This is a genomic window from Halanaerobium saccharolyticum subsp. saccharolyticum DSM 6643, from assembly GCF_000350165.1.
Lineage (GTDB): Bacteria > Bacillota > Halanaerobiia > Halanaerobiales > Halanaerobiaceae > Halanaerobium > Halanaerobium saccharolyticum.
On record NZ_CAUI01000023.1, the window covers coordinates 199,730 to 222,311 of the forward strand.

Consider the following 22,582-nt stretch of genomic DNA (forward strand, 5'->3'; position numbering starts at 1 on the left):
TGATGATGACACCTATTTATAAAAAGGGCGGAACAAATATGAATAATGTAATGGCAATTATTAATAATGCTCTGGATGAGTCCTTTTTAGATAAACTAACAAGCCACCGCTCTTTAGCTTCTGTTCCATTTGGAGCCCGCTATAGATTGATTGACTTCCCTTTATCTAATCTTGTTAACTCAGGGGTCACTAATGTTGGGCTGCTGCTTCAAACCAAATATCGATCTTTAATGGATCATATTGGTTTCGGTAAAGCCTGGGATTTAGATCGTAAAAGAAATGGTCTTTTTATTTTACCACCTGCTCACATTTATCAAGCAAATAGAGCCTATAAGGGAGACCTGCAGAACTTTGCTAGTAATATTGATTATATTAAAAGAAGTAATCAAGAATATGTTATTGTTGGTAGTCCAAATATAGTTGCTAATATTGATTATAGGGACGCCTTTAAATATCATGTGGAAAATCAAAATGATATCACAATAATTTATAGAGAATTAGACGTATTTAGAAGAGATACAACTTATACTGTTGTTAATACTGATGATAATGACCGAATAATTGATATGAAGGTAAATCCTAAAAAAAATTATTATAAAAAGATTTCTTTACAAAGATATATTATGAAAAAAGATCTGCTTTTAGATATAATTGACGAATGTATTTCCAAAGGAGAATGGGATTTTGTAAAAAATGCGATTATTGGTAATCTAAATAATTTAAAAGTTTATGGTTATCCTTTCCATTCCTATGCATCTGTAATTAATTCGATTAATGGTTATTATAAAAGCAATTTAGAGCTCTTAAAACCAAATGTCTGGCAGGATTTGTTTTTGAAAAATGGTCCTATTTATACTAAACCAAAAGATGAATCACCAACTGCTTACAAAAATGGAGTAAATGCTAAAAATATTTTAGCTGCCAACGGCTGCTCAATTAAAGGTGAAGTTAAAAATAGCATACTTTTTAGAGGAGTAAAAGTGCATCCTGGAGCTACAATAAAAAATTCAATTATTATGCAGAAATCTATTATTGGAAAAAATGCTTATTTAGAAAATGTAATCTTAGATAAAGGGGTTCAAATCACTGCTGGTAAATCTCTCAAAGGAGATATTAATTTGCCAATGATTATTGCCAAAAATACATTAGTTTAATTGATTCTCCTCGGGCAAACTCAGGAAATTTGCGAGCAAACTTTTAAAAAGGCATGTGGATTTAACCCCACATGCCTTTTACTAATAATATTTAATATTTTTTAAGTTAAATATTTATTTGCTTTAAGCAGCTTTATCATCTTTTAATTCTAATAAATACTTGTCTTTTTCTTTAACAACTGCTCCAGCTAATACCACTAATGCAATTAAGTTTGGTGCTGCCATTAAACCATTTAAAGTGTCAGCCAAAAGCCAAATTGGCTCTAGCGCCCCAATTGCACCTACAAAAAGTAAGATTACAAAAACAATACGGTATGGTTTAATAATCTTTTTACCAAATAAATATTTCCAACTTTCTTCACCATAAAAACTCCAGGTCAGCATTGTAGTATATGCAAAAATAATTATACTAATGTTTATTATATAACCACCTGGTCCAGATAAACCTCTAGTAAAACCCTCGGCTGCTAAAACGGCTCCAGTTTCTCCAGTACCTAAGGCTCCAGTTAGAAGAACTACTAAAGCTGTAATCGTACCAACAACAATAGTATCAATAAAAACCTCCCAAATACCCCACATTCCTTGACGAGTTGGCTTGTTTTTAGCCTGGGCATGAACTATAGAAGCTGCTCCCAGACCTGCTTCATTTGAAAAAACACCGCGCGCTATACCAAAACGTACTGCCATCCGAACAGAAGCACCAGCAAAACCGCCAAAAGCTGAAGCTGGGTTGAAGGCATTACTCATAATACTTGCAAAAACAGCTGGTATTTCAGAATAATTTGTTATAATTATAAATGCTCCACCAATGAAATAAAAAGCTGCCATCAAAGGAACTAATTTTTCTGCGACCTTCCCTATTCTTTTAATTCCTCCAAGAATAACTAATCCGACTAAAAATGATACTACTAAACCTGTTATCCAGCTAGGTACAGCAAATCCATCTTCTGCTGCATGTGCTAAAGTATTTGACTGCACCATATTTCCGATACCAAAAGCTGCAATTCCAGCAAAAAATGCATATAAAGAAGCCAACCATTTCCAATTGCCCCCCATACCATTTTCTATATAATACATTACTCCACCACTATACTCATCTTCTCCTGTTTTTTCTCTAAACTTAACACCCAACTGTGCTTCTGCAAATTTAGTAGCCATTCCGACCAGGGCAGAAATCCACATCCAGAAAACAGCTCCCGGGCCACCTAAGGATAATGCGGTACTAACACCAGCAATATTTCCAACTCCCAATGTAGCTGCCATAGCCGAACTAATAGCCTGAAAAGATGATAAAACTCCTTCTTCATTCTCAACATCTTTATTAAAATAACGACCAAAACTTTTATCCCATGAAAGTTTAAAATGCCTAAACTGCAAAAAATTTAGTCTAATTGTTAAATAAAGACCTGTTCCAACCAGCAAAAAAAGGAAGGGAGGTCCCCAGACAATTGAATTCACTGCACTATTAACTGATAAAAATAATTCTAACATAGATCTCCTCCTCTAATTAATTTATTTTAATTATAAAAATTATATCACAAATTTAATAGATTTAAACCATTATCCATGTATACATTGTTTTTTGTTAAATTATGTCGATTCTCTTTTTATCAATTCTACATTTAAAACAGTTCTTCTATCAATATTTTCTCCAGCTATTAATTTTAATAATAACTGAACAGACTTTTGAGCAATATTTTCTGCTGACTGTCTGATTGTAGTTATTTCTGGGCTGTATAATTGGGCAAGCTCAATATCATCATAACCAATAACTTTTAAATTTTCAGGAACGTTAATCATGCTTTTTTGAGCTACTTTAATCACGGCTGCTGCAATTAAGTCACTGCTGGCAAATATACCGTCTATTGCCTTATTTTTTTTGAAAACATTGACTGCCAGCTGCTGATATTGATCCCTATTAAAACTATCTAACTGACACTGAAAATTTTTAACTGTTAATCCAGCTTCTGCAGCTCTCTCTTTAAAAGCATAATAACGCTGATTAGAAAGCAGATTTAATTTTAAACTTCCACCGATATAAGCTAATTTTTTTGCTCCCTGCTCTAAAAGGTGTTCTGCTGCTAATTTACCACCTTGATCATTGTCAGAACAAATATAAGGTAATCCTTCAATTTTTCGATCAAAACTCAAGATTGGCAGATCAACTTTTATTTCAGCAGCAATATCAAGAGTATGACTTGCCAGAAAAATCCCATCTACCTGCTGTGCTCTCAGCATATTAATATATTCTTTTTCTTTTTTCGCATTCATCTGCGAATTACAGAGCATCACTTTATAATCATTTTGATAAGCGTATTCTTCTAAATAAGATAAAAGACTGCTAAAAAATGGGTGATGAACCACCGGTAAGATAACACCTAAAATATTAGATTTTTTCTTTGCAAGTGACCTGGCAACAGCATTGGGTCGATAATTCAACTCATCCATTACCTGATATACTTTGTTTCTGGTTTTTTCTGAAATATAGCCTCGATCATTAATTACTCGAGAAACTGTAGTTACTGTAACTCCTGCTTTTTCAGCTACATCTTTTTGAGTAGTCACTTTAACTTACCTCCTAAATTTTTAAAGCCCCAAAATATATAGTGCTATCTCAACTTTAATTAAGGGGCTTACAATATTTACTACTATTTATTAATATATTTTAGCTTATAGAGCTAATGTTTTCATTTCATCTGTTTTTTGATCATAATATCTAATCTCAAAACTATGCTCACTAAAATCTGCTTTTAGATGCGCTTCGGCAGCTCCATTTTGCCAGCTGATCATCAATTCTTCTGCTTTGGATAAATCATGAATAGTATAGTTGCCATTAAAAGCAGGGTATGAATTACGAAACTCCATCAATTTAATCAACTGCTGTACAACCGGTCTTTTAAGCTCTTTTTCAATCTCATTTTTAGAATAATAATGGCGGTTAATATTTCTTCCGACCTTTGTTTCCTCTAAAAGTTCAATATCATTTTTTCCAGCCAGCAGCCCCATATAATATACCTGTGGTATACCAGGAGTAAAAAATTGAACTGCTCTTGCCAATAGATAAGAATCATCATCATTACCTAAAGCTGAATAATAACTGCAGTTAATCTGATAAATATCAAGATTATCATAAGCTTCACTGCTGTAGACTTTTTTCACATTAGAACCCTGCTCATAAAGCATTTCTCGAGTTTCTTTTATTTCCTGATCAGTCATTAAATCCTTAACATCAACAACACCTATACCATCATGAGTATCAAGAGTCGTGTATTGGTTATCAGGACATTTTTTGAGCCAATCTCTAAGCCTTTTAGAAGTTGAACTGTAAATTGAATGCAGTAAAAGCATGGGCAGTGAAAAATCATAAACTGGATGACCTTTATCTGCAATCTTAAGCTGAATTGAATGATGTTCATGAATTTCAGGTAAAATTTCCACATTCTTTTCTTTTAAAATGTCTTTACAATAATCTAAAAGTTCCCAGATATCAGGCTCAATAAAAAAACAACTGCTTCCAGCCTTTTTAATTGCATAAGCAAAGGCATCAAGTCTGATAATTGAAGCTCCCTTATCTGCCAAAAATTCCAGACTTTCTTTGATAAATTCTTTAACTACCTCTGACTCCATATTTAAATCTAGCTGCTCTTCCGCAAAGGTACACCAGATTTTTTCGCTTGTACCATCCTCAAATTCTACATCAATATAGGGAGCACGAGGTTTACGCTTATAAATTAAATCTACTTCTTTATCAGTTGGTTCCCCATTATCCCAGAAATCTTTGTAACGAATAAAAAAATCAGAGTACTTTGAATCATCTTTATGCTGCTTAAAATCCTTAAAATACTCAGACTGCTTTGAAATATGATTCACCATAAAATCAAACATCAAATAATAATTTTCTTTCAAAGCTTCTACATCATCCCAGTTTCCAAATTTAGAATCAACTTTTCTATAAGTTAAAGGCGCAAAACCCCTATCTGCTGAAGAAGGGAAAAATGGTAGAATATGGACTCCACCAACTGCATCTTTAAAATGTTTATCAAGAATTTCTTTTAAATCTTTTAAATTTTGACCCATACTATCGGCATATGTAATTAACATTGTTTTATTCTTTGCTGTCAATTTAATTCCTCCCATTTTTCTTTTCAATGTATTGCAAAAATAAATTATAGTCTTATTTTATTATGTTTAGATTTATATGTCAACCGTTTAACATATTTTTAAAAAAAGAAGAGCTTAAACTCTTCTTTTAGATTTCTCTGATTATAGGTTCTCCTTCTATTAAATCGCTATAAGCTTCTACACTGCCATCATTAAGTGCAGTTTCAATAATTTTTTTACCAATCGGATTAAGTCCAGGCTCTAAATATTCTTTGATACATTTCTTAAAGAAATCAGAAAGAATTTTACCACCTATATCATAGGCTTTTTGGCCTACTTCTGGCTGACGATGGACCTGCAAAAATTCTCTTTCTATATTCTGGCCTTCTACCAACAATTCCTGCAGTGAATATCCTAAAAGCGGCATTCTAGCAGGCCTTAACTGATTTTCTGTAAACCAGGCTCCACCTCGTCGAGCTAAATACTCTCTTGTTATCCACTCAGGCATAAATCCAACTTTCCAGGCTCCAATATGCTGATTTGGAACTAAAATATACTTAACTTTTGGGGTGTCAATAATCTGATCTAATAATAAATTTGCTTGATCAACCTTTTTACCTGTGGCAAAAGGCCAGTAAGATCCTACCCCCTCTGAGCTCATTCCATCACCTGTAATAATACTTGGATTACCATGTCCTCGTGGAGCAACTAACCTCCACAACCAGGCAAGAGCTGGAGGCAGAACATGAAATAAACCTAAAATTCCATAAGTTGGATTTTCTTTAGTACACGGTGGTACTCTAACTCCAAAACTACGTACATCAATTGATAAAGGTTCTTTTAAAACATCGGGTATAATATCTCTAGGAATAGTTACCCTAGGATTAGGACAAGGTTTATCCGGCTCATCCTCTATATGCTCCCAAATTAAAGCTGTACTATTTGGAGCAGCATCAATATTTAAAAATAATAAAGGTTTATCTGGATCTGCCGTAATAGATTCTAAGTTCGGCTCAGTACCATATTTATTAATATGATCCACTCTAACAAACCAAGAATTTTCAGCATCCATTAAAGTTAGTTTACCATTATTTTTTTGGAGTGAATTGTGACAAATTGCCATATCATCAGTCATCGGACGCAGACCACAACCCTGAGGTAAGGTAATATGAAACTTTTCATCTGTCATTAAATTTTTACCAAAAAGTAGACGCCCACTTCTTTCTCGATGCATATCTTCTAACATCTCACTTTTACCACCACCACTAGCACCTTCGTGAGAGATATTGACTGTGTTTCCATATGGAGTTACTACTTGAACAGCTGAGCAGTGCAGAGTTACCCATTCCTCTTTTTCGCCCTGATTGATCAGCATCCCATAAACTCCCTTTTTGGCACTGGGCCCTGGATATAGATTATAGGCAAACATCTCATATTTATTATCTAATCTACGGTGGACTACAACTTGTTCTCCACCAAAATGGGTATGGCGAAATGGTGGTGCTATATAAATAAATGAAGATGGTTTAAATAACTCATCTCGCTTTCTTGTATCAACTATTCCCTGCAGCAGAGAAAGACCAAAAGCAAAAAAAGCTGCATTTGCCGGTACAACGGCCATTGCTCTTACTCCCAAACCATTAGGGCCAGTTTCAAAAAAGAATAAAGCTAGTTCTTGTTTCTTTAACCACTCAAAAGTCTCTGAGCGCATATTTTTCTCAAATTTTTCATCAAAACGATCCTCATATCTTTCTTTATCAGTAGCTTTTTCATCTGCAATCAACATGCAGTTAGGATCACGACGACGCATATAAGGGTCAGGATAATTAGCAGAAATACCATTACGTACCTTACAAACAACTGCTTCAACTACCTCACCTTTCTCAGGTATCTCATATTTAACTTCCTGACAACCATTTTGAGCATCTCTAACAGAAAGCTCAACCAGCTGCTGCTCATTATGCGCAACAGTATATTTAGGGCAGGCCTGAAGTAATTCCTCAACTTCTTCCGGTAATTCAACATTTTTTAAATTCTTATCTTTAAGCATAAGCTACTCTTTTCTCCCTTCATTATTCTAAATTACAAAAAATTACAACAATTCTGATTAAAATTATTCACTACTAAAATACTTATTATTTATTTTACCACAAGCACAGAAAAGCTACAAGCTTTTAATAGCCTGTAACTAAATCTGCAGCATAAATCACCATTCCTGTAATGGGAGGTACTAAAACTTCATTTGAATGGAAAAATCTAATTGGCTCAGTCCCTGCTTCTTTATCATCAACAACTATCGCCCAGGTTCTATTGTCAGGAAGATAAAATTGTTTCCACTCTTTAGAAGGATTTAATAAAACTAAAATAGTGCTCCAAGAATCTTCATTTGCATTATTAAATATTCCATAACCCACAGTTCCAAAAGGTGAATCAATAAAATGTAAATTGTCTTTAATATCTGAGCGCTTCTTCATTCTAAATGCAGGGTGATGACTGCGCAGATTAATCAGCCCTTTTAAATAATTGAAATGATCTCGATAAGTTGTTTTTCGTTCCCACTTCAATTCATTAATCTCAACTCCAGAGTCAAAACTATTTTTATCCCCAAATTTTGTTCTCAAAAACTCTGTTCCAGCTTGAATGAATGGAACTCCTTGAGAAGTAAATAAAATCATCTGGGCAAGTTTATGCATTTTTTTGCGCTGCTCTTCGTTAGCTCCGGGACAGGACCGGGCCAATTTATCCCAGAGTGTTAAATTATCATGGGCTTCTACATAATTAATACTTTCTCCAGGCTGAAGAGTAAATCCATATAAACGTCGTTCTTCTAATCCAATTGAGCCAATAATGCCTTCATTAATTTCTCTTTCTAAGCCAATTTTGCCCTGTATAAAACCCTTTCCTGTTCCATCGCTATCTCCTTTAAGAGCATTTCTATAATTATCATTAAAAACTGAAATTCCAGTTCCTCTTTGATCACCTTTATGAATCTGCTGATATTTCTCCAGCTGTGGTTCTATTGCTGCCCAGGGCTCTCCATAAACTAAAACTGAAGGATTCTCCTGGCGCAGCTTGTGTTCAGCCAATAACATAGTTTCTCTATCAATAGAAGACATTAAATCAAAACGAAAACCATCAATATGGTATTCTTCACTCCAATAAAGAAGAGAATCAACAATATATTTACGCATCATCTCTCTTTCAGTTGCAATTTCATTTCCACATCCAGAAGCATTAGCAAATTCTCCATCTTCGGTAAAACGGTAAAAATAATTTGGGAAAATCTTTTGAAATGGTGAATTCTGAGTATGATAGGTATGATTATAAACCACATCCATAATAACCCCAATTCCATAAGAGTGAAGTGTTTTGACCATCTTTTTAAATTCATAAATTCTGCTTTCATTAGCTGGATTTGAAGCATAAGAGCCTTCTGGAACCATATAATAGAGAGGATCATAACCCCAGTTATAATCATCTGGATCAGTATCATCAACTGAAGCAAAATCATATACGGGAAGCAAATGAACATGGGTTATTCCTAATTCTTTAAGGTGGGCAATACCTGTTAACATTCCTTCTTTATTAACACTATGTCTTTCAGTAAAAGCATTGTATTTGCCCTTATGTCTAATCCCACTTTCGGGCGATACTGAAAAGTCTTTAACATGAAGCTCATAAATTACAGTATCTACAGGATCTTCAAGCTTAATTTTTTGGTCACGAGTCCAGCTAGGTGGATATATTTGAGTTGGATCAACTATTAGACCATATTTACTATTTGTTCCCACAGCTTTAGTCCAAGGATCAACAAATCTATATTCTTTGCGGGCTAATTTAAGTCTTAATTGATAGTATTTGTTATAATACTCTTCTGGAATTTTAACTTTCCAGGTATCACTTGGTGATGCTTCTAATTCTAATTCATCTAACTTCTTAGCCCCTTGATCATCAGCATAAATTTCGATAAAAGCTGACTGAGCCGGAGGCGACCATATTTTATAATTAATTTCATTTTCAGAAAAAGTTAAACCTAAATCGTTACCTGCATAATATAATTTTGCAGGATTAGTTTTTAAATCTTCTTTAAACATAAAATCATCTCCAATAATAATGCATTTATGATAATTTTCAAAATTATATTTAAACAACTATTCTTTTACCATCCTATATTATAATTTATTCTTTGTTTTTATGACTATTCCTGCCAAATTATTAGATTAATTATTTTAAAAAACAGGTTATTCAATATTTATGTAGAAATAATATTTAAGAGCAGTTTAAATATTATAATGTGAGGTGAGAAGATTGTTAACATTACATGATAGTTTAAAGTTTGAAAAACAAGATTTTGACATAACTGCTTATGGAGAAGTCTTACTAGATATGATATCTAGAGAAGAGGCTCCCCTTAAAGAATGTGCTAATTTCACCCGCTATTTTGGTGGTTCTCCAGCCAATGTTTTAGTCAATATGCAGCGTCTAGAAAATAAAACAGCATTTATAAGTCGAGTAGGAAAAGATGAATTTGGTGAATATTTAATTGAAACATTAGAAAATGAAAATATTAATCTTGATTGTATGCAGTATGATCAAGAAGAAGGAACTCCAATTATATTTGTTAACAAAAATAAAGAAACCCCTTCCTGGATAGCCTATCGGGGGGCAGATATTAATTTGCAGATAAGTGAACAAATATATGATAAAATTGATAATTCTTCAATCTTTTTTACTGGAAGTTTTATACTATCTAAAAATCCAGCTCGAGCTACAGCAATTAAAGCTATTGATTATGCAGTTAAAAAAAATAAAATTTTTGCCTTTGATCCAAGTTTTCGAGCAAACCTATGGCCTGAGGGTAATAAAGGTAGTGAAATCATAAGAGGACTTTTAGCCCAATCAGATTTCATTAAACCTTCTTTAGATGATGCTTATCATCTTTATGGACAGGATCATCCCGAAAATTACCTTAAAAAGTATCACAGTGATGGTGCTAAAATTGTTATTTTGAGTTTAGGAAAAGATGGTGTTCTGCTTTCAGATGGCAGTACTGAGCCGCTTCATATACCTGTTTTTTCAGAGAAGGTAGTAGATGTAACAGGTGCAGGTGACTCATTTTGGTCAGGTTTTTTAACAGGGATTTTAAAAGGACTTCCAATTAATGAAGCAGCAAAACTAGGAAATGCAGTTGCAGCATTTAAAATTCAAGGTGTTGGTGCCTTATCTTCTGTTCCACCGTTAAGCGAAATTATAGCTTATTATGATATTCAGCCAATTGAAGGAGGTAATTTTAATGAGTGAAATTAAACATGTAGCATTTTTAAATCCACAGGGTAATTTTGATCCCAATGACAGCTACTGGACTGAACATCCTGATTTTGGAGGACAGTTAGTTTATGTTAAGGAAGTTAGTAAGGCTTTAGCAAAAATGGGGGTAGATGTTGATATAATTACTCGTCAGATCAATGATCCAGAATGGCCAGAATTTAGTGAACTGTATGACAGTTACCCGGATACTGATAATTTAAGAATAATTCGTCTTCCTTTTGGTGGGGATAAATTTTTAGCCAAAGAAAAACTATGGCCTCATTTAAAAGAATATGTTGATGCAATTGCCGAGTTTTATGATGAAGAGGGAGCTTTCCCAGATTTTTTCACTACTCATTATGGAGATGGAGGATTGGCTGGTGTATTGCTAAAAGAAAAAATGGAAACTCCTTTTTCTTTTACTGGGCATTCCCTTGGTGCACAAAAAATGGATAAATTAAACTTTTCTGAAGAAAATTTTGATCAGTTAATTGATAGATTTAATTTCCATAATCGGATAATTGCAGAAAGGTTAACAATGGAATTTGCTAATCAAATTATAGTTAGTACAAGCCAAGAAAGAATGGAACAGTATTCCCACCCTTATTACAAAGGTGCTGTAGATGTTGAAAATGATCATAAATTTTCTGTAATTCCACCTGGAGTTAATACTGATGTTTTCGATGGCAGTTATTCTGAAAAAACTGCTGAAATGATTGAAAACTATTTGAAAAGAGATTTAAATACAAATAGAATTGATAAACCAGCTGTTATCTGTGCTAGTCGTCTAGATCAAAAGAAAAATCATCTGGCTTTAGTTAAGGCTTTTGCAGGTAATAAAGAATTACAAGATGAAGCAAATCTTGTTATTACACTTAGAGGAATTGAAAATCCATTTGAAGATTACAGTTCAGCTGCAGGTGAAGAAAAAGAAATTTTAGATAAGATTATGGAAGTTATTGAAAAAAATGATTTAAAAGGTAAAGTATCAATGTTTCCTTTAAACAGTCAAAAGCAACTAGCAGAATGTTATGGTTATCTAGCTGAAAGGGAATCCGTATTTTCTCTTACTTCTTTTTATGAACCATTTGGACTGGCACCAGTAGAAGCAATGGCAGCAGGTTTACCTGCAGTTGTAACTAAAAATGGTGGTCAGAGCGAAATAATGGCTGATGATGAGTTTGGAATTCTAATTGATCCTGAAGATCCAGATGACATCGCTAGAGGACTAAATAAAATAGTTGGTAAAAGTTCAATCTGGAAAAATTATCAGATAAAAGCTAAAGAAAGAGTAGAAAGTAAATATACCTGGGAACAAACAGCAAAAAGATATCTTAAAGCAATGGAAAAAGGCTTAAGTTTTGAAATACCAGTAATCCACAGTGAAATTCCTGCTTATTATTTCTTGCCTGATAGTGACAATGAGCATCGGTTATTAGAAAGATTTAAAGAAAAAACCTTTAAAAAATAGACATTTGCTGAAAATTTGATATAATAAATAGATAGTGATAACTATTATTGGAAATTAAACGATGAATTTTTATTAATATTGAGGAGTGATTTGTTAATGAACAACAATAAGCCACATACAGCTTATTTCTGCATGGAGTATGGATTAGATGAAAATATGCGTATTTATGCAGGTGGATTAGGTATTTTAGCAGGAGATATTTTAAAAGCGGCAAAAGAATTTTCTTATCCTGTAACAGGAATTGGACTTTTATGGCGCAAAGGTTACTCAAAACAGGTAATTAATGAGGCTGGTAGACCTGAAGACCAACATCCTGTAAATAATGAAATTTATGAACACGCAGAAGATACTGGGGAAACAGTTTCCGTAACGATCAGAGATCAAGAAGTTACACTGAAGATTTGGAAATTAGATAAGTTTGACAATGCAACTTTGTATCTATTAGATGCAAATCTTCCTGAAAACAGAAAGTACCAAACAATTACTGATGGTCTCTATGACGGTTTTAATGAAAAAAGAATTGCTCAAGAAATAGCTCTGGGTATTGGTGGAGTTAAAGCTATTCGCAAACTTGGTCTTAACATTGATATTTATCATTTCAATGAAGGTCATGCTGCTTTAGCTGGAACTGAACTAATTAGAGAAAAAATAGAAACAGGAATGGACTTCCATACAGCTTGGGATACAGTTAAAGATGAGATTGTCTTTACAACTCATACCCCTGTTAAAGAAGGAAATGAATCTCACAGCTTAGACAGCCTCAAAAAAATGAGTGCTTTCAATACTTTAACTAGAAAACAAATGAAAGAAATAGGTGACAGCCCATTTAGTATGACTGTTGCAGGTTTACGTCTTTCAAGAATGTCTAATGGTGTTGCTAAATTACACGGCCAGACTTCCCGAGAAATGTGGAAGAATGTTGCTGGTAAATCACCTATTATCTCAATCACTAATGGTGTTCACAGAGGCACCTGGGTTGATGATAGAATTATAGAAAATATGGGCGATACAGAAGCAGTTTACAAAACACACCAGACAATGAAACAGGAACTGGTTGATTTTATTAAAGAAAGAAATGGCGCAAAACTTGACCCAAATAAATTAATTATTGGATTTGCAAGAAGAGCTACTGCTTATAAGCGTCCCAATCTGATCTTTAAAAAATCTGATCTTATTGATCCATATTTAGAATCAGGGGATATTCAGATAGTATTCTCTGGTAAAGCTCATCCAACTGATGATAATGGAAAAGAAATTGTAGCGAATTTAGTTAAAAAAGCAAAAGAATTTCCAAATAGTGTAGTTTTTCTAGAAGATTACAATATGGAAATAGCTCGTTATATGACTCGCGGTGTTGATATCTGGTTAAACAATCCCCGCAAACCACTTGAAGCCAGTGGTACTTCAGGTATGAAAGCTGCTATGAATGGTGGTTTAAACCTAAGTATTCTTGATGGCTGGTGGGTTGAAGGTTGTGAACATGGAATTAATGGTTGGCAGTTTGGAGATGGCTATGTAGGTGAAGGTCAAGATGAAAGTGATCTTTACGCACTTTACAGAGTCTTATTAAATGAAGTTGTCCCTACTTTCTACGGTAACAAAGATCGCTGGAAAGATATGATGACAGAAAGTATTGCTACAACTTATGAAAGATTCTCAGCCAAAAAAATGCTAGAAAGATATTACTCCGAAATGTATAATAAATAAATAATAAAAAGAATTGACCATAACCTTCACGACGACTACAGCTAGATAAAATTAAGGCCTACCTGAACTCCACTACTTTCAGTGGAACAACGGGTAGGCTTTTCTTAATTTTATTTGCTTTTATTTTTCCAAAACTAGATTACTAATTATTTTTAACTAACATTGATTTTTCAAGCTCATCTTTAGTTTCTTTATCTAACAAATATTCAACCAATGTCATCGCAAACTCCATAGCAACCCCGGGACCTCTACCTGTAATTAGATTACCGTCAATCACAACTCTATCCTCCTGATAATTGCAGGATGTCATATCTTTATCAAAACCAGGATAACTAGTTGCATTTTTACCATCTAAAATACCTGCTGCCTCTAGTACAATTGGCGCTGCACAAATTGCTGCACATAATTTATTATCTTCATTTAGTTTCTTGATAATATTACGCAATTGATTACTATCCCTTAAATTAGCAGCCCCGGGCATTCCACCTGGTAAAACAACTGCATCAAAATCTTCAGCATTTACATCAGATATTTCTATATCAGTTTCAATCTTAATCTCATGATCTCCCTCTATCTCTCTGCTCCCAATACCAGCAGTTAAAACATCAAGTCCAGCACGTCGAAGAACATCAATATTTGTTACTGCCTCAATTTCTTCAAACCCTTTTGCTAAAGGAATTAATATTTTTTTCATAAATTAACCTCCTTTAATTCTCTTCTGATTCTTCTTTTACTTTCTTTGTTTTTGATTTAGCATCATTTAAATATTTATTTAAATCATCTGGTAATGATTTTAAATGATAATCTCGCTGAGGAAATGGAATTTCTATTTCATTTTCTTTAAAATGATCCCACACAGAAAGCAAAACTTTACTGCGGATATTTTGAATTCCATTTCGAGGATCACTAATCCAAAATCTTATTTCAAAATTTACTGAGCTATCGCCAAAATCTGTTAAAAGTACATTTGGCTCAGGATCAGTTAAAATTCTATCTTTTTCTTCTATTGCTTTCATCATTAACTTTTGAACTAATCTTAGATCACTATTATAAGCTACACCTACTTTTGCATCTACTCTGACAAGCTCATCACTATAAGACCAATTAATCACCTCTTTAGTTATAAAGTCTTCATTTGGAATTAAAAACTCTTTGCCAGAACGTGTTACTACAGAAACAAAACGAGTATCTAATTTTTTTACCCAGCCATAAACATCTCCAATTTCTACTACATCACCAGGTTTAATTGATTTATCAGCCAGAATAATAATTCCACTAATAAAATTAGAGACAATTTTTTGCAGACCAAAACCTAAGCCAACACCAACAGCACCACCAAGGAATGCAAAAGCACTTAAATCAACTCCAACTGCACTTAAAGTAAATAAAATTGCTGAAGTAAAAATTAAAAATTTAGCCATTTTAGTTAATAATACCTTTACAGATGGTGTTAAATCATCGCTTTTATCTATTCTACTTGTTACAATCCGGCTTAACTTACCTGCAAGCCAGAATAAAACACTAAAAATAATTACTATCTTTATAATTAATAATAATGAAATTCTTAAATTGCCGCTGTTAAACGCTAAACTATCTAAAAAATTTATAGTTTCCTGATAAATATTTAGAATTCTTAAAGCAGTAACTAACCAGATTAAAGCTGATAAAAAACGGAACATCCTATTTCGCGGAAAAAATAAAGTTATAGCCTTTACTATCAACCAGGCAGAAACTAAATTACCAAAAATACTTATTATTACAACAGGCAAATCAAAAGAAACTGCAGCAACATAATAAATGCCAACTAAAATCATTAAAATTAAAGGATATAATAGTTGATCTATTATTCTAATCCTTTTTCTCTCTCTTAAAGCATCTATCTTAGTAAGTAGTTCATCAACCTGTTTATATAAAATTTTTTTTAAAAAATAAGAAGCAATAACTAATAATAAAAATAGTATTAATTCAATCAAATTAGACCAAACTAAAAGATTGTTTTGAATTTTTTCTATCAGAATTTCTAGATAATTTTCTAGTTTTATACCCTCAAACATTAATTGACCCTCCTCGGAGCAAGTCCACAAAATTTGCTAGTAGACTTTAACTTCTATCAACTTGCACAATAATATTTAGTGGTTTATTTAAATCATTAAATTACTGTCCTTACAAACACATTTTGCATAAAAAATAATAATATAAATGAAATCAGTGCTGCTGTAATCGGTGTAAGTATCCAGCCAACTCCAATTTTACCTAGTAATTTAAAGTTTATGTTTCTACCACCTTTAGCAAGACCAAGTCCTAACACTGCACCAACGACTGCCTGAGAACTTGAAACTGGAACTAATGGTAAAGAAGGCAGACCAAGCAGAATTAAAAAGTTTTTTAAAGTAGCAGATGCAAAAACAAAAAGTGTGGTAGAGCTTGCAAGTACAACTATAAAAGCACCGACAGGCGAAATATCCATAATGCTTGAACCAACGGTCAGCATTACCCTTTTTGAATAAGTAACCACCCCTACAGAAATTGCAATAGCTCCAAGTAAAAATAACTGTTGGGAACCACTAAATCTAAATATTCCTAGCTGATAGTCATTTATCTTCATAATTCCTGTAAAAACTCCCATTACATTAGCAATATTATTAGCTCCCAATGAATATGCACCAAAAGCTCCAACAATTAAAAGTCCCCATCTTGTATAAAAATCAAGCTGAAGCAGATGCACTTTTGAATTATTTAACCATTTTTTAAAAATAAAATATAAAACAATTGCAAAAAAACCTGATAAAATTGGAGAGAATATCCAGGCCCCTACAATTTCTCTTAAGACATTTAAATCTGTAGCAAAACCTGAATAAAGATTCCAGCCAATAATCCCACCAACAATTGAATGAGATGTAGAAACAGGTAAACTTAATTTTGTCATCCAAGAAACTGCAACTGCCGCAGCAAAAGCGACAACAAATGCGGCTGGAAGAGTGCCAACTTGTCCCAATGCACCAAGTGTATGTGAGGCCCCCGCGCCACTGACAACAGAACCTAAAATTACAAAAATTGTCATAATCAAAGCCGCAGTAGAAAATTTCACCATCCTGCTTCCGACAGCAGTTCCAAATATATTAGCTGCATCATTTGCCCCTAAAGACCAGCCTAAAAATAAACCGCTGGAAAGATAAATAATAATTTCGATCATTTCTTACACCACCATCTACTATTTATTAGATTCTTCTTTTGATAGCCGCCACAGAAACATCTTCGCTAACAGTTTCAGCCTGGTCAGACAAAGCAGCAATTTCTTCAATAAAATATCTTAATTGTATTTTATGAGCTATATCAATTTTTTCAAATTGATCAGAAAATATTTTTCTTTTTAACCTCTCTTCATTTTTATCTGCCTGATGTTCAAAAAAATGAACTTTATTGACATAATCATTAACCTGAGAAATTTCTTCGAAAAAAGCTCTAATAGCTTTAACAAGCATGTCCACAGCTTCAGTACTATTTTCAACTAATTCTAAAAAATCATTTTCTAATTCATCAGGAATAATAGGTTGTTCTATAGAAATCTCGAAAATAACTTCCTTGGCTAAATCAGTAATAGTATCAATTTCCTCAATAATTGTTAATACATCTGCCCTTGATTCAGGAATCAACATATATTTATAAAGCTTATATTTAATATCCTTTTGATGGTCATCAGCATCATTTTCTATCTCTTTAATATCATTTAAAGATTCTTCAAAGAGGGCAAAGTTTTTCTTAATATATCTATTTAAATCTCTTTTAAAAGTTAGAGAACCTCTATTGACAAGATCAAGATATTCAGTGATTTTTATTTCCAACTCTTTTGAACGGCCAAACAACATATGAGGCATCAACTTCACTCCTTAAGATATAATTTTAATTCTTCTTTTAAACTTGCTGCATCTTTAAAATGAATAACTCTTATTCCTTTATTAATAGCCGCTGCTATGTTTTTTTGGGAGTCATCTATAAATAAAGTTGTTCCAGCTTCTAAATTAAATTTATTCAACAGATGCTCATATATCTCGGGATCTGGTTTAATCATTCCTATATCCGCTGAAATAACTTTTCCATCAAAATAATCAAAAAAATTATACTTATTACTTACATAAGTAAATGCTTTTTCATGAAAATTTGATAAAATATAAAGATTGTAATTCTTTGCAGCAAGAGATTCTAAAATTTCTAAACTTTCCTTTTTTAATGTTAATATTTTTTCCCAATCGGTCATTACATCAGCAATCTCCCCCCGCAAATCTGGATTTCGCTGCTGCCAAATTTCTACAGCCTCTTCCTGACTAATGGTTCCTCGATCAAGCATCAGCCATTCATCTGTTTTGAAAATTTCTGATTTCAACTGCTCTTTCACTTTACCCTGATAACCTAAAGCTTCTAAATATCTTTCAGGATCAAAATCTAACAATACATTACCTAAATCAAAAACAATATTTTTTATCAAAATTTACACCTCATTAAATAAATTCTATATTTTTCTAATGTAAATATATTTAATCTTCTTAATATAATATTCTAGCTTAATCAAAGTTCTCCTGTTTATTTTAATTTAAAAATAAAAAACCCGACACAAAATGGTCGGATTTTAAAATGAATTTATATAAGTTAATCTTAATTTTTTATAATAAATTATATACTATTCTATTTCTGATTTCATTTTTTCAATTAATTTATTGAAACGCTTGTTGTAGCCTTCTTGAAACTCAGATACTTTTTGAGCTAATTGTTGTTTCATCTGAGCATTCATTCCTCTTTGACCATCAGCATTTCCATTTTGGGAAGCAGCTAATGGGTTTTGCCCTTGACCCTGTGCCTGCTCTAAATGTTGTTTAACCTGTTCATCAAGTTGTTTTTTCTGAGTTTGATACTGCTGCTGCAGACTTTGGGCTTGAGTAAACTGTTTTTCAAAAAACGAAGAATTTTCACTGTCTTTTAATGATTCAACAGCAACAACTGCTTCTTTTCTTCTTTCTATTTGCTCAGAAGAATTACGAAGTCCTATTGATTCTATCAACATCATCTGTGCTTCTTTTAAATAGGACTCTTTTTTTTCTTCTAATTCATGCCATAAAGCTTCGGCATCCATTTTCCCTTTAAAAAACGGTGCCATTATTTTCTTCAGTTCTTCCCTAATTTCTAAAGAATTCACATCACTATCATTTGCTCCATAAACTTCATCTGCTCTCTCCATAGCTTTTTCATAAGCACTTTTCATAATTATCAGTCCTCCCTAAACAGATCAAAAAATCTATCTTGATATGCATTAAAAACTCCCCAGCGATCAAGTTCCTTTTTTAACTTAGAAGGATCTTCATCACCATTTTTAACCATTTCAAACATTTTTTCGATCTCTTCACTGGCTGCAATTGGCAGTCCTTCGAGATTTCTGGTTATTACTGAATATCCTTTATCATCAGTACTTAAAAACCCTTTTTCCTCATAATCAGGAAGTTGAGACTTATAGGCGCTTTTTAAGACTAAACTCTGAATAAATTTCATTAAAGAAACATCCCAGAGCTCATCTACTCCTTTAATTATAACTGTTAAATTTTCGTCATTTTCATCAATTTCTTCTTTTATTTCAGCTTCTGCAGCTTCGATTTCTTTGCTAATAGTAAAAGTGCTAATTGATTGTTTGCGATAGTTCATTTTATAAAGCAAACCTGCTAAATCAGGATTATCACGCGCAATCATCTGCATAGCTTTTTTTGCTTCACCACTAAAACCACTCATATTCATCATATAATTCGGAGTTAGAAGTTTAGGTTTCTCCCAAGTTATCTTACCTTCTCTCACCTTAGTTTCTGGACCTTCATCAGGAAATTCATCCAAATAATATGGCTTGCTGATTACATAGTAGTGAAGAGTTGTAGCATGGTCAGTAGAAATTAAATCATCTGGTTCAAGTAATATTTCTGTATTTTCCAGTACTTTTTTAATTTTCTGCTTATCTTTCATTTTAACTCCTCCTCTCAAGCCTAAAATGGAGTTTTCTAACTATAACCTATATATTATATTATACATTAAGAGCAGGAGCTAAGTCAAAAGCACATATAAGTTGTTTTTTAAAATATTCGCAGCAGACAACTAAAAACACTGAAGCTAAAATTAATTAACAACAGTGTCTTTATTTTAATTGTTTTGTTGGAAATTTATTAAAGCTTTACCGATGATCAATGAGAATACTGCTGCTACAATAATTTCTGGAATACCATTTGTCACTGCTACAGCTAATGCAGCACTCAAAGGTAAATATCCTCTGATTACAGCTAAAGTTAAAACTCCTGCTGTATTAACAATAGTACCTACTGCACCTGCCAAAATCAAAGAAGTACTCTGATTAAAATTCTTTGTCGAACGATAGGCATAATAAGCTGCAATCCCAATAAAAAGCCGAGGTAAAACAGCAATAATTGGATCAGCAAAAATCGGATTAGTTGCTCTAATAAAGCTAAAAACTCCAAAAATCAAACCGATTAATAATCCAACTATCGGGCCTTCAATAATACCTCCTAAAATAGCAGGAAGATGCATTATTGTTGCATGTCCCGCTGCACTTGGCCAGGGAATAAGCCCTAATCCAGTAGCACCTAAAATAATAGAAATAGCTCCCAACATACCAGCAATTACAATTTGTCTTGTTTTGAGTTTTATTTTCTTTTCCTCCCATCCCAGTCCGTCGATCCAGGTGGACTAAACTTATTTTATTTAACAGTTTTAATCTGGGTACAGTTCTCATAAATGAGTTACCGTCCCTGCTGTTATAGATATATTATAATAATTATCAGCTGTAATAACAAGTGATTTAATAATTTTTTCTTAAATTATCTATAATTTAAACTATTTATTGCTCTATAGTTAATTTTAATCATTTGACTTACTCTTTTATCTTTTTTCTGTCAACTTCTTTAAGTAATTAATAATTACCTCATCTACTTCCATAGCTCTAAAGTGTTCAATTAAATTATCTTCTTTAAAATAGCGAAGCAGTCTAACTAAATAACTCATCACCTTATTTTTTTTGCTTTCTCTTAAAAGCTGGCGGTGAAAGAGTTCTGTTCCCATTTCATAATAGTTAAGTTTTAAAGCTGCAATTAATCTATAGAAATCAAGATACTCATCGTCTAAATATTTACCATGTGGAATTTCGGTTAAAATTGGTGCTGGATCTGCAAATCTTAGCATGGTTTCATAATAAGCAACCGTATCAAAATAACTTTCTACAACAGCTTCTTTTACCTGCTGTAACAAATCTTCTTCCTGCTTAGATTCAAGCTCTGATTGATATTTTAAAAGTCTTAATTTGGCATAGCTTAAAGCAGGTGTATCTATCTCAGAGGTCTCAACTTCATCAATAACATCTTTTAATTCTTGAGTTGTTATGTCTCTGCCTTTATCATAAATTGTTTCTTCTCCATCAAGAGCAGCCAAACTAATAAAAAGTTTATTATTATATATATCTTTCTTTTGGAGCTGATCTATTAAACCAAGTTCAACTAACTCTAATAACTCATTTAAAAGACTCTTTTGATAATTTCTAGCTTCTTCATTTTCAATCAACATCATTAAACTTGCTAATAAATTGTCATCATCATCCAGCAGCTTCGCAAAATCACCAACAAAATTAGCTAAATCTTGATCTTCCCCATGATCAACTAAATATCTTAAGTAATCAGCAGCTACCTGCCAGTTGTGAAAATGACCATCTTTTCTGCTCTTTTCAATAGTAAAGGCAGTTTTTATTTTTTCTTCAGCTTCTTTTAAATTACCTTGTTTATAATCTGCAAGGAATAAAAGTCTTAAAAAATCAGGATTTTTCAGATGCTCAGATTCTAATTCTTCGGCAAAATCAGCAAAATCTGAATATAATTCTGCTGCCAGATAACGGGCTAGAATATCAAGAGCCATCTGAGAATTTTTAGGTGGCAAGTTTTTGATCTGATTTAACAATTCTCTACCCTCAGACTGGGCTGAACTCATTTTTAGATTATCTAATTGTTGAAAAACATTAAAAATTTCTGCTGCCTGAGATAATGCCTCTTTTTTCTTCAGCTTCTTATTTTCAGCAAAATTAAATCTTTCCTTAATAAAATCATCCAGGAATGAAATTACTCGCATATGTTTATATTCTTTTAATTGCTCATAGTATTTTTCAAAAAGACTGAGAGCGCTTACTACATCATCTAAATCCATTAGAGTTTCCAAACGAAAAACAATTAACTGTAAATTTTCTGAATCAATCTGCATTGCACGATCAATAATATCATTAACTCTTTGGAAATTTTCACCTTTTTTATAGACTTCAGCTAAAGCTATTAAAAGAGGAATGCTTTCGCCTTTTTCTGCCAAAGCTTTACGAACAAGTGCTTCAGCTTCTTCAATTTCTTCTTGATCCAACATAATATTTACTAAAGGTGAGATAAATGCCTCATCTAGATCTATTCCCATTAACTGCCAAGCATGCTTTAAATGTCTTCCTGCTTCTTGATAGTCATTATTCTGCAGTGAATACACGATTAGTGGCAGTAAAAATCTATGTTCAAGAGGATAATTTTTTACAGCCTCCTTCAATAGACTTATCACTTCATCTTCACTTTCTGCATTTTTAACTGCATCAAAGTATTCTTCGATACTTTTATCTGGATTATTACGGGCACAACATTTCTTAAATTTTTTCCCACTGCCACAAGGACAGGAATCATTTCGACCTATACTGTAAGAGCGAACTGTATCTTTTTCTCTTCTTTTTTCAATATTTTCCTTGAGACCTTTTAGTCTTTTATTCATTTTTTAACCAACCTTT

At 32.8% G+C, this 22,582-nt stretch carries 18 protein-coding genes; 4 read left to right on the forward strand and 14 right to left on the reverse strand.

Annotated elements, in window-relative coordinates; translation table 11 throughout:
• The first annotated feature begins 2 nt into the window (after positions 1–2).
• Complete coding sequence (gene glgD, locus HSACCH_RS11095) at positions 3–1,154, forward strand: glucose-1-phosphate adenylyltransferase subunit GlgD (protein WP_084815772.1); 1,152 nt, start codon at positions 3–5, stop codon at positions 1,152–1,154.
• A gap of 123 nt (positions 1,155–1,277) precedes the next feature.
• Here the strand turns inward: glgD and HSACCH_RS11100 are convergent, their stop codons facing one another.
• The 5 genes from HSACCH_RS11100 to pulA form a co-directional block, all read right to left on the reverse strand.
• Positions 1,278–2,645: an alanine/glycine:cation symporter family protein gene (locus HSACCH_RS11100; protein WP_005489895.1), complete on the reverse strand. Its 1,368-nt coding sequence runs from the start codon at positions 2,643–2,645 to the stop codon at positions 1,278–1,280.
• Positions 2,646–2,744: 99 nt separating this feature from the next.
• Entirely contained in the window at positions 2,745–3,719 is a 975-nt protein-coding gene (locus tag HSACCH_RS11105; RefSeq protein ID WP_005489896.1) for a LacI family DNA-binding transcriptional regulator, read from the reverse strand.
• 105 nt (positions 3,720–3,824) lie between these two features.
• Positions 3,825–5,276, reverse strand: coding sequence for a sucrose phosphorylase (gene gtfA, locus HSACCH_RS11110; RefSeq protein WP_005489897.1), 1,452 nt, complete (start codon positions 5,274–5,276; stop codon positions 3,825–3,827).
• 127 nt (positions 5,277–5,403) lie between these two features.
• Positions 5,404–7,305: a DUF4914 family protein gene (locus HSACCH_RS11115; protein WP_005489898.1), complete on the reverse strand. Its 1,902-nt coding sequence runs from the start codon at positions 7,303–7,305 to the stop codon at positions 5,404–5,406.
• Between the two features lie 124 nt (positions 7,306–7,429).
• The gene (gene pulA / locus HSACCH_RS11120) at positions 7,430–9,349 is read right to left on the reverse strand and encodes a type I pullulanase (protein ID WP_040477475.1); all 1,920 of its coding nucleotides are present in this window, start codon (positions 9,347–9,349) and stop codon (positions 7,430–7,432) included.
• Positions 9,350–9,554: 205 nt separating this feature from the next.
• Between pulA and HSACCH_RS11125 the strand changes: the two genes are divergently transcribed.
• From HSACCH_RS11125 to glgP, 3 genes are all read left to right on the forward strand, one after another.
• On the forward strand, positions 9,555–10,556 hold the full coding sequence (locus HSACCH_RS11125) for a carbohydrate kinase family protein (RefSeq protein WP_235044019.1): 1,002 nt from the start codon (positions 9,555–9,557) through the stop codon (positions 10,554–10,556).
• Entirely contained in the window at positions 10,549–12,033 is a 1,485-nt protein-coding gene (locus HSACCH_RS11130; RefSeq protein WP_005489901.1) for a glycosyltransferase, read from the forward strand. The genes HSACCH_RS11125 and HSACCH_RS11130 overlap by 8 nt, the downstream gene beginning before the upstream one ends.
• 96 nt (positions 12,034–12,129) lie before the next feature.
• Complete coding sequence (gene glgP, locus HSACCH_RS11135; RefSeq protein WP_005489902.1) at positions 12,130–13,740, forward strand: alpha-glucan family phosphorylase; 1,611 nt, start codon at positions 12,130–12,132, stop codon at positions 13,738–13,740.
• Positions 13,741–13,882: 142 nt separating this feature from the next.
• Here the strand turns inward: glgP and HSACCH_RS11140 are convergent, their stop codons facing one another.
• From HSACCH_RS11140 to HSACCH_RS11180, 9 genes are all read right to left on the reverse strand, one after another.
• On the reverse strand, positions 13,883–14,434 hold the full coding sequence (locus HSACCH_RS11140; RefSeq protein WP_005489904.1) for a DJ-1 family glyoxalase III: 552 nt from the start codon (positions 14,432–14,434) through the stop codon (positions 13,883–13,885).
• A gap of 13 nt (positions 14,435–14,447) precedes the next feature.
• A complete protein-coding gene (locus HSACCH_RS11145; RefSeq protein ID WP_005489905.1) occupies positions 14,448–15,794 on the reverse strand; it encodes a mechanosensitive ion channel family protein in 1,347 nt (448 codons plus the stop codon).
• Positions 15,795–15,889: 95 nt separating this feature from the next.
• On the reverse strand, positions 15,890–16,933 hold the full coding sequence (locus HSACCH_RS11150) for an inorganic phosphate transporter (protein WP_005489907.1): 1,044 nt from the start codon (positions 16,931–16,933) through the stop codon (positions 15,890–15,892).
• A gap of 25 nt (positions 16,934–16,958) precedes the next feature.
• Positions 16,959–17,615 carry a DUF47 domain-containing protein gene (locus tag HSACCH_RS11155; RefSeq protein WP_005489908.1) on the reverse strand — a complete coding sequence of 219 codons (657 nt, stop codon included), beginning with the start codon at positions 17,613–17,615 and terminating at the stop codon, positions 16,959–16,961.
• A gap of 5 nt (positions 17,616–17,620) precedes the next feature.
• The gene (locus HSACCH_RS11160) at positions 17,621–18,223 is read right to left on the reverse strand and encodes an HAD family hydrolase (protein WP_005489909.1); all 603 of its coding nucleotides are present in this window, start codon (positions 18,221–18,223) and stop codon (positions 17,621–17,623) included.
• 192 nt (positions 18,224–18,415) lie between these two features.
• On the reverse strand, positions 18,416–18,994 hold the full coding sequence (locus HSACCH_RS11165) for a hypothetical protein (protein ID WP_005489910.1): 579 nt from the start codon (positions 18,992–18,994) through the stop codon (positions 18,416–18,418).
• A 5-nt stretch (positions 18,995–18,999) separates the two neighbouring features.
• On the reverse strand, positions 19,000–19,737 hold the full coding sequence (locus HSACCH_RS11170) for a polysaccharide deacetylase family protein (protein ID WP_005489911.1): 738 nt from the start codon (positions 19,735–19,737) through the stop codon (positions 19,000–19,002).
• Between the two features lie 174 nt (positions 19,738–19,911).
• Complete coding sequence (locus HSACCH_RS11175; protein ID WP_084815759.1) at positions 19,912–20,463, reverse strand: ECF transporter S component; 552 nt, start codon at positions 20,461–20,463, stop codon at positions 19,912–19,914.
• Positions 20,464–20,664: 201 nt separating this feature from the next.
• The gene (locus HSACCH_RS11180) at positions 20,665–22,566 is read right to left on the reverse strand and encodes an SEC-C metal-binding domain-containing protein (RefSeq protein ID WP_005489913.1); all 1,902 of its coding nucleotides are present in this window, start codon (positions 22,564–22,566) and stop codon (positions 20,665–20,667) included.
• Between the last annotated feature and the right edge of the window lie 16 nt (positions 22,567–22,582).

What these genes read in the sequence shown, in the direction of transcription:
- HSACCH_RS11170 (WP_005489911.1), bottom strand. Translation starts at nt 19,737, where the DNA reads ATGAAAGATAAGCAGAAAATTAAAAAAGTACTGGAAAATACAGAAATA.
- HSACCH_RS11155 (WP_005489908.1), bottom strand. Translation starts at nt 17,615, where the DNA reads ATGCCTCATATGTTGTTTGGCCGTTCAAAAGAGTTGGAAATAAAAATC.
- HSACCH_RS11115 (WP_005489898.1), bottom strand. Translation starts at nt 7,305, where the DNA reads ATGCTTAAAGATAAGAATTTAAAAAATGTTGAATTACCGGAAGAAGTT.
- glgP (WP_005489902.1), top strand. Translation starts at nt 12,130, where the DNA reads ATGAACAACAATAAGCCACATACAGCTTATTTCTGCATGGAGTATGGA.
- HSACCH_RS11145 (WP_005489905.1), bottom strand. Translation starts at nt 15,794, where the DNA reads ATGTTTGAGGGTATAAAACTAGAAAATTATCTAGAAATTCTGATAGAA.
- HSACCH_RS11130 (WP_005489901.1), top strand. Translation starts at nt 10,549, where the DNA reads ATGAGTGAAATTAAACATGTAGCATTTTTAAATCCACAGGGTAATTTT.
- HSACCH_RS11100 (WP_005489895.1), bottom strand. Translation starts at nt 2,645, where the DNA reads ATGTTAGAATTATTTTTATCAGTTAATAGTGCAGTGAATTCAATTGTC.
- HSACCH_RS11150 (WP_005489907.1), bottom strand. Translation starts at nt 16,933, where the DNA reads ATGATCGAAATTATTATTTATCTTTCCAGCGGTTTATTTTTAGGCTGG.
- HSACCH_RS11140 (WP_005489904.1), bottom strand. Translation starts at nt 14,434, where the DNA reads ATGAAAAAAATATTAATTCCTTTAGCAAAAGGGTTTGAAGAAATTGAG.
- HSACCH_RS11180 (WP_005489913.1), bottom strand. Translation starts at nt 22,566, where the DNA reads ATGAATAAAAGACTAAAAGGTCTCAAGGAAAATATTGAAAAAAGAAGA.
- HSACCH_RS11165 (WP_005489910.1), bottom strand. Translation starts at nt 18,994, where the DNA reads ATGAAAAGTGCTTATGAAAAAGCTATGGAGAGAGCAGATGAAGTTTAT.
- glgD (WP_084815772.1), top strand. Translation starts at nt 3, where the DNA reads ATGATGACACCTATTTATAAAAAGGGCGGAACAAATATGAATAATGTA.
- pulA (WP_040477475.1), bottom strand. Translation starts at nt 9,349, where the DNA reads ATGTTTAAAGAAGATTTAAAAACTAATCCTGCAAAATTATATTATGCA.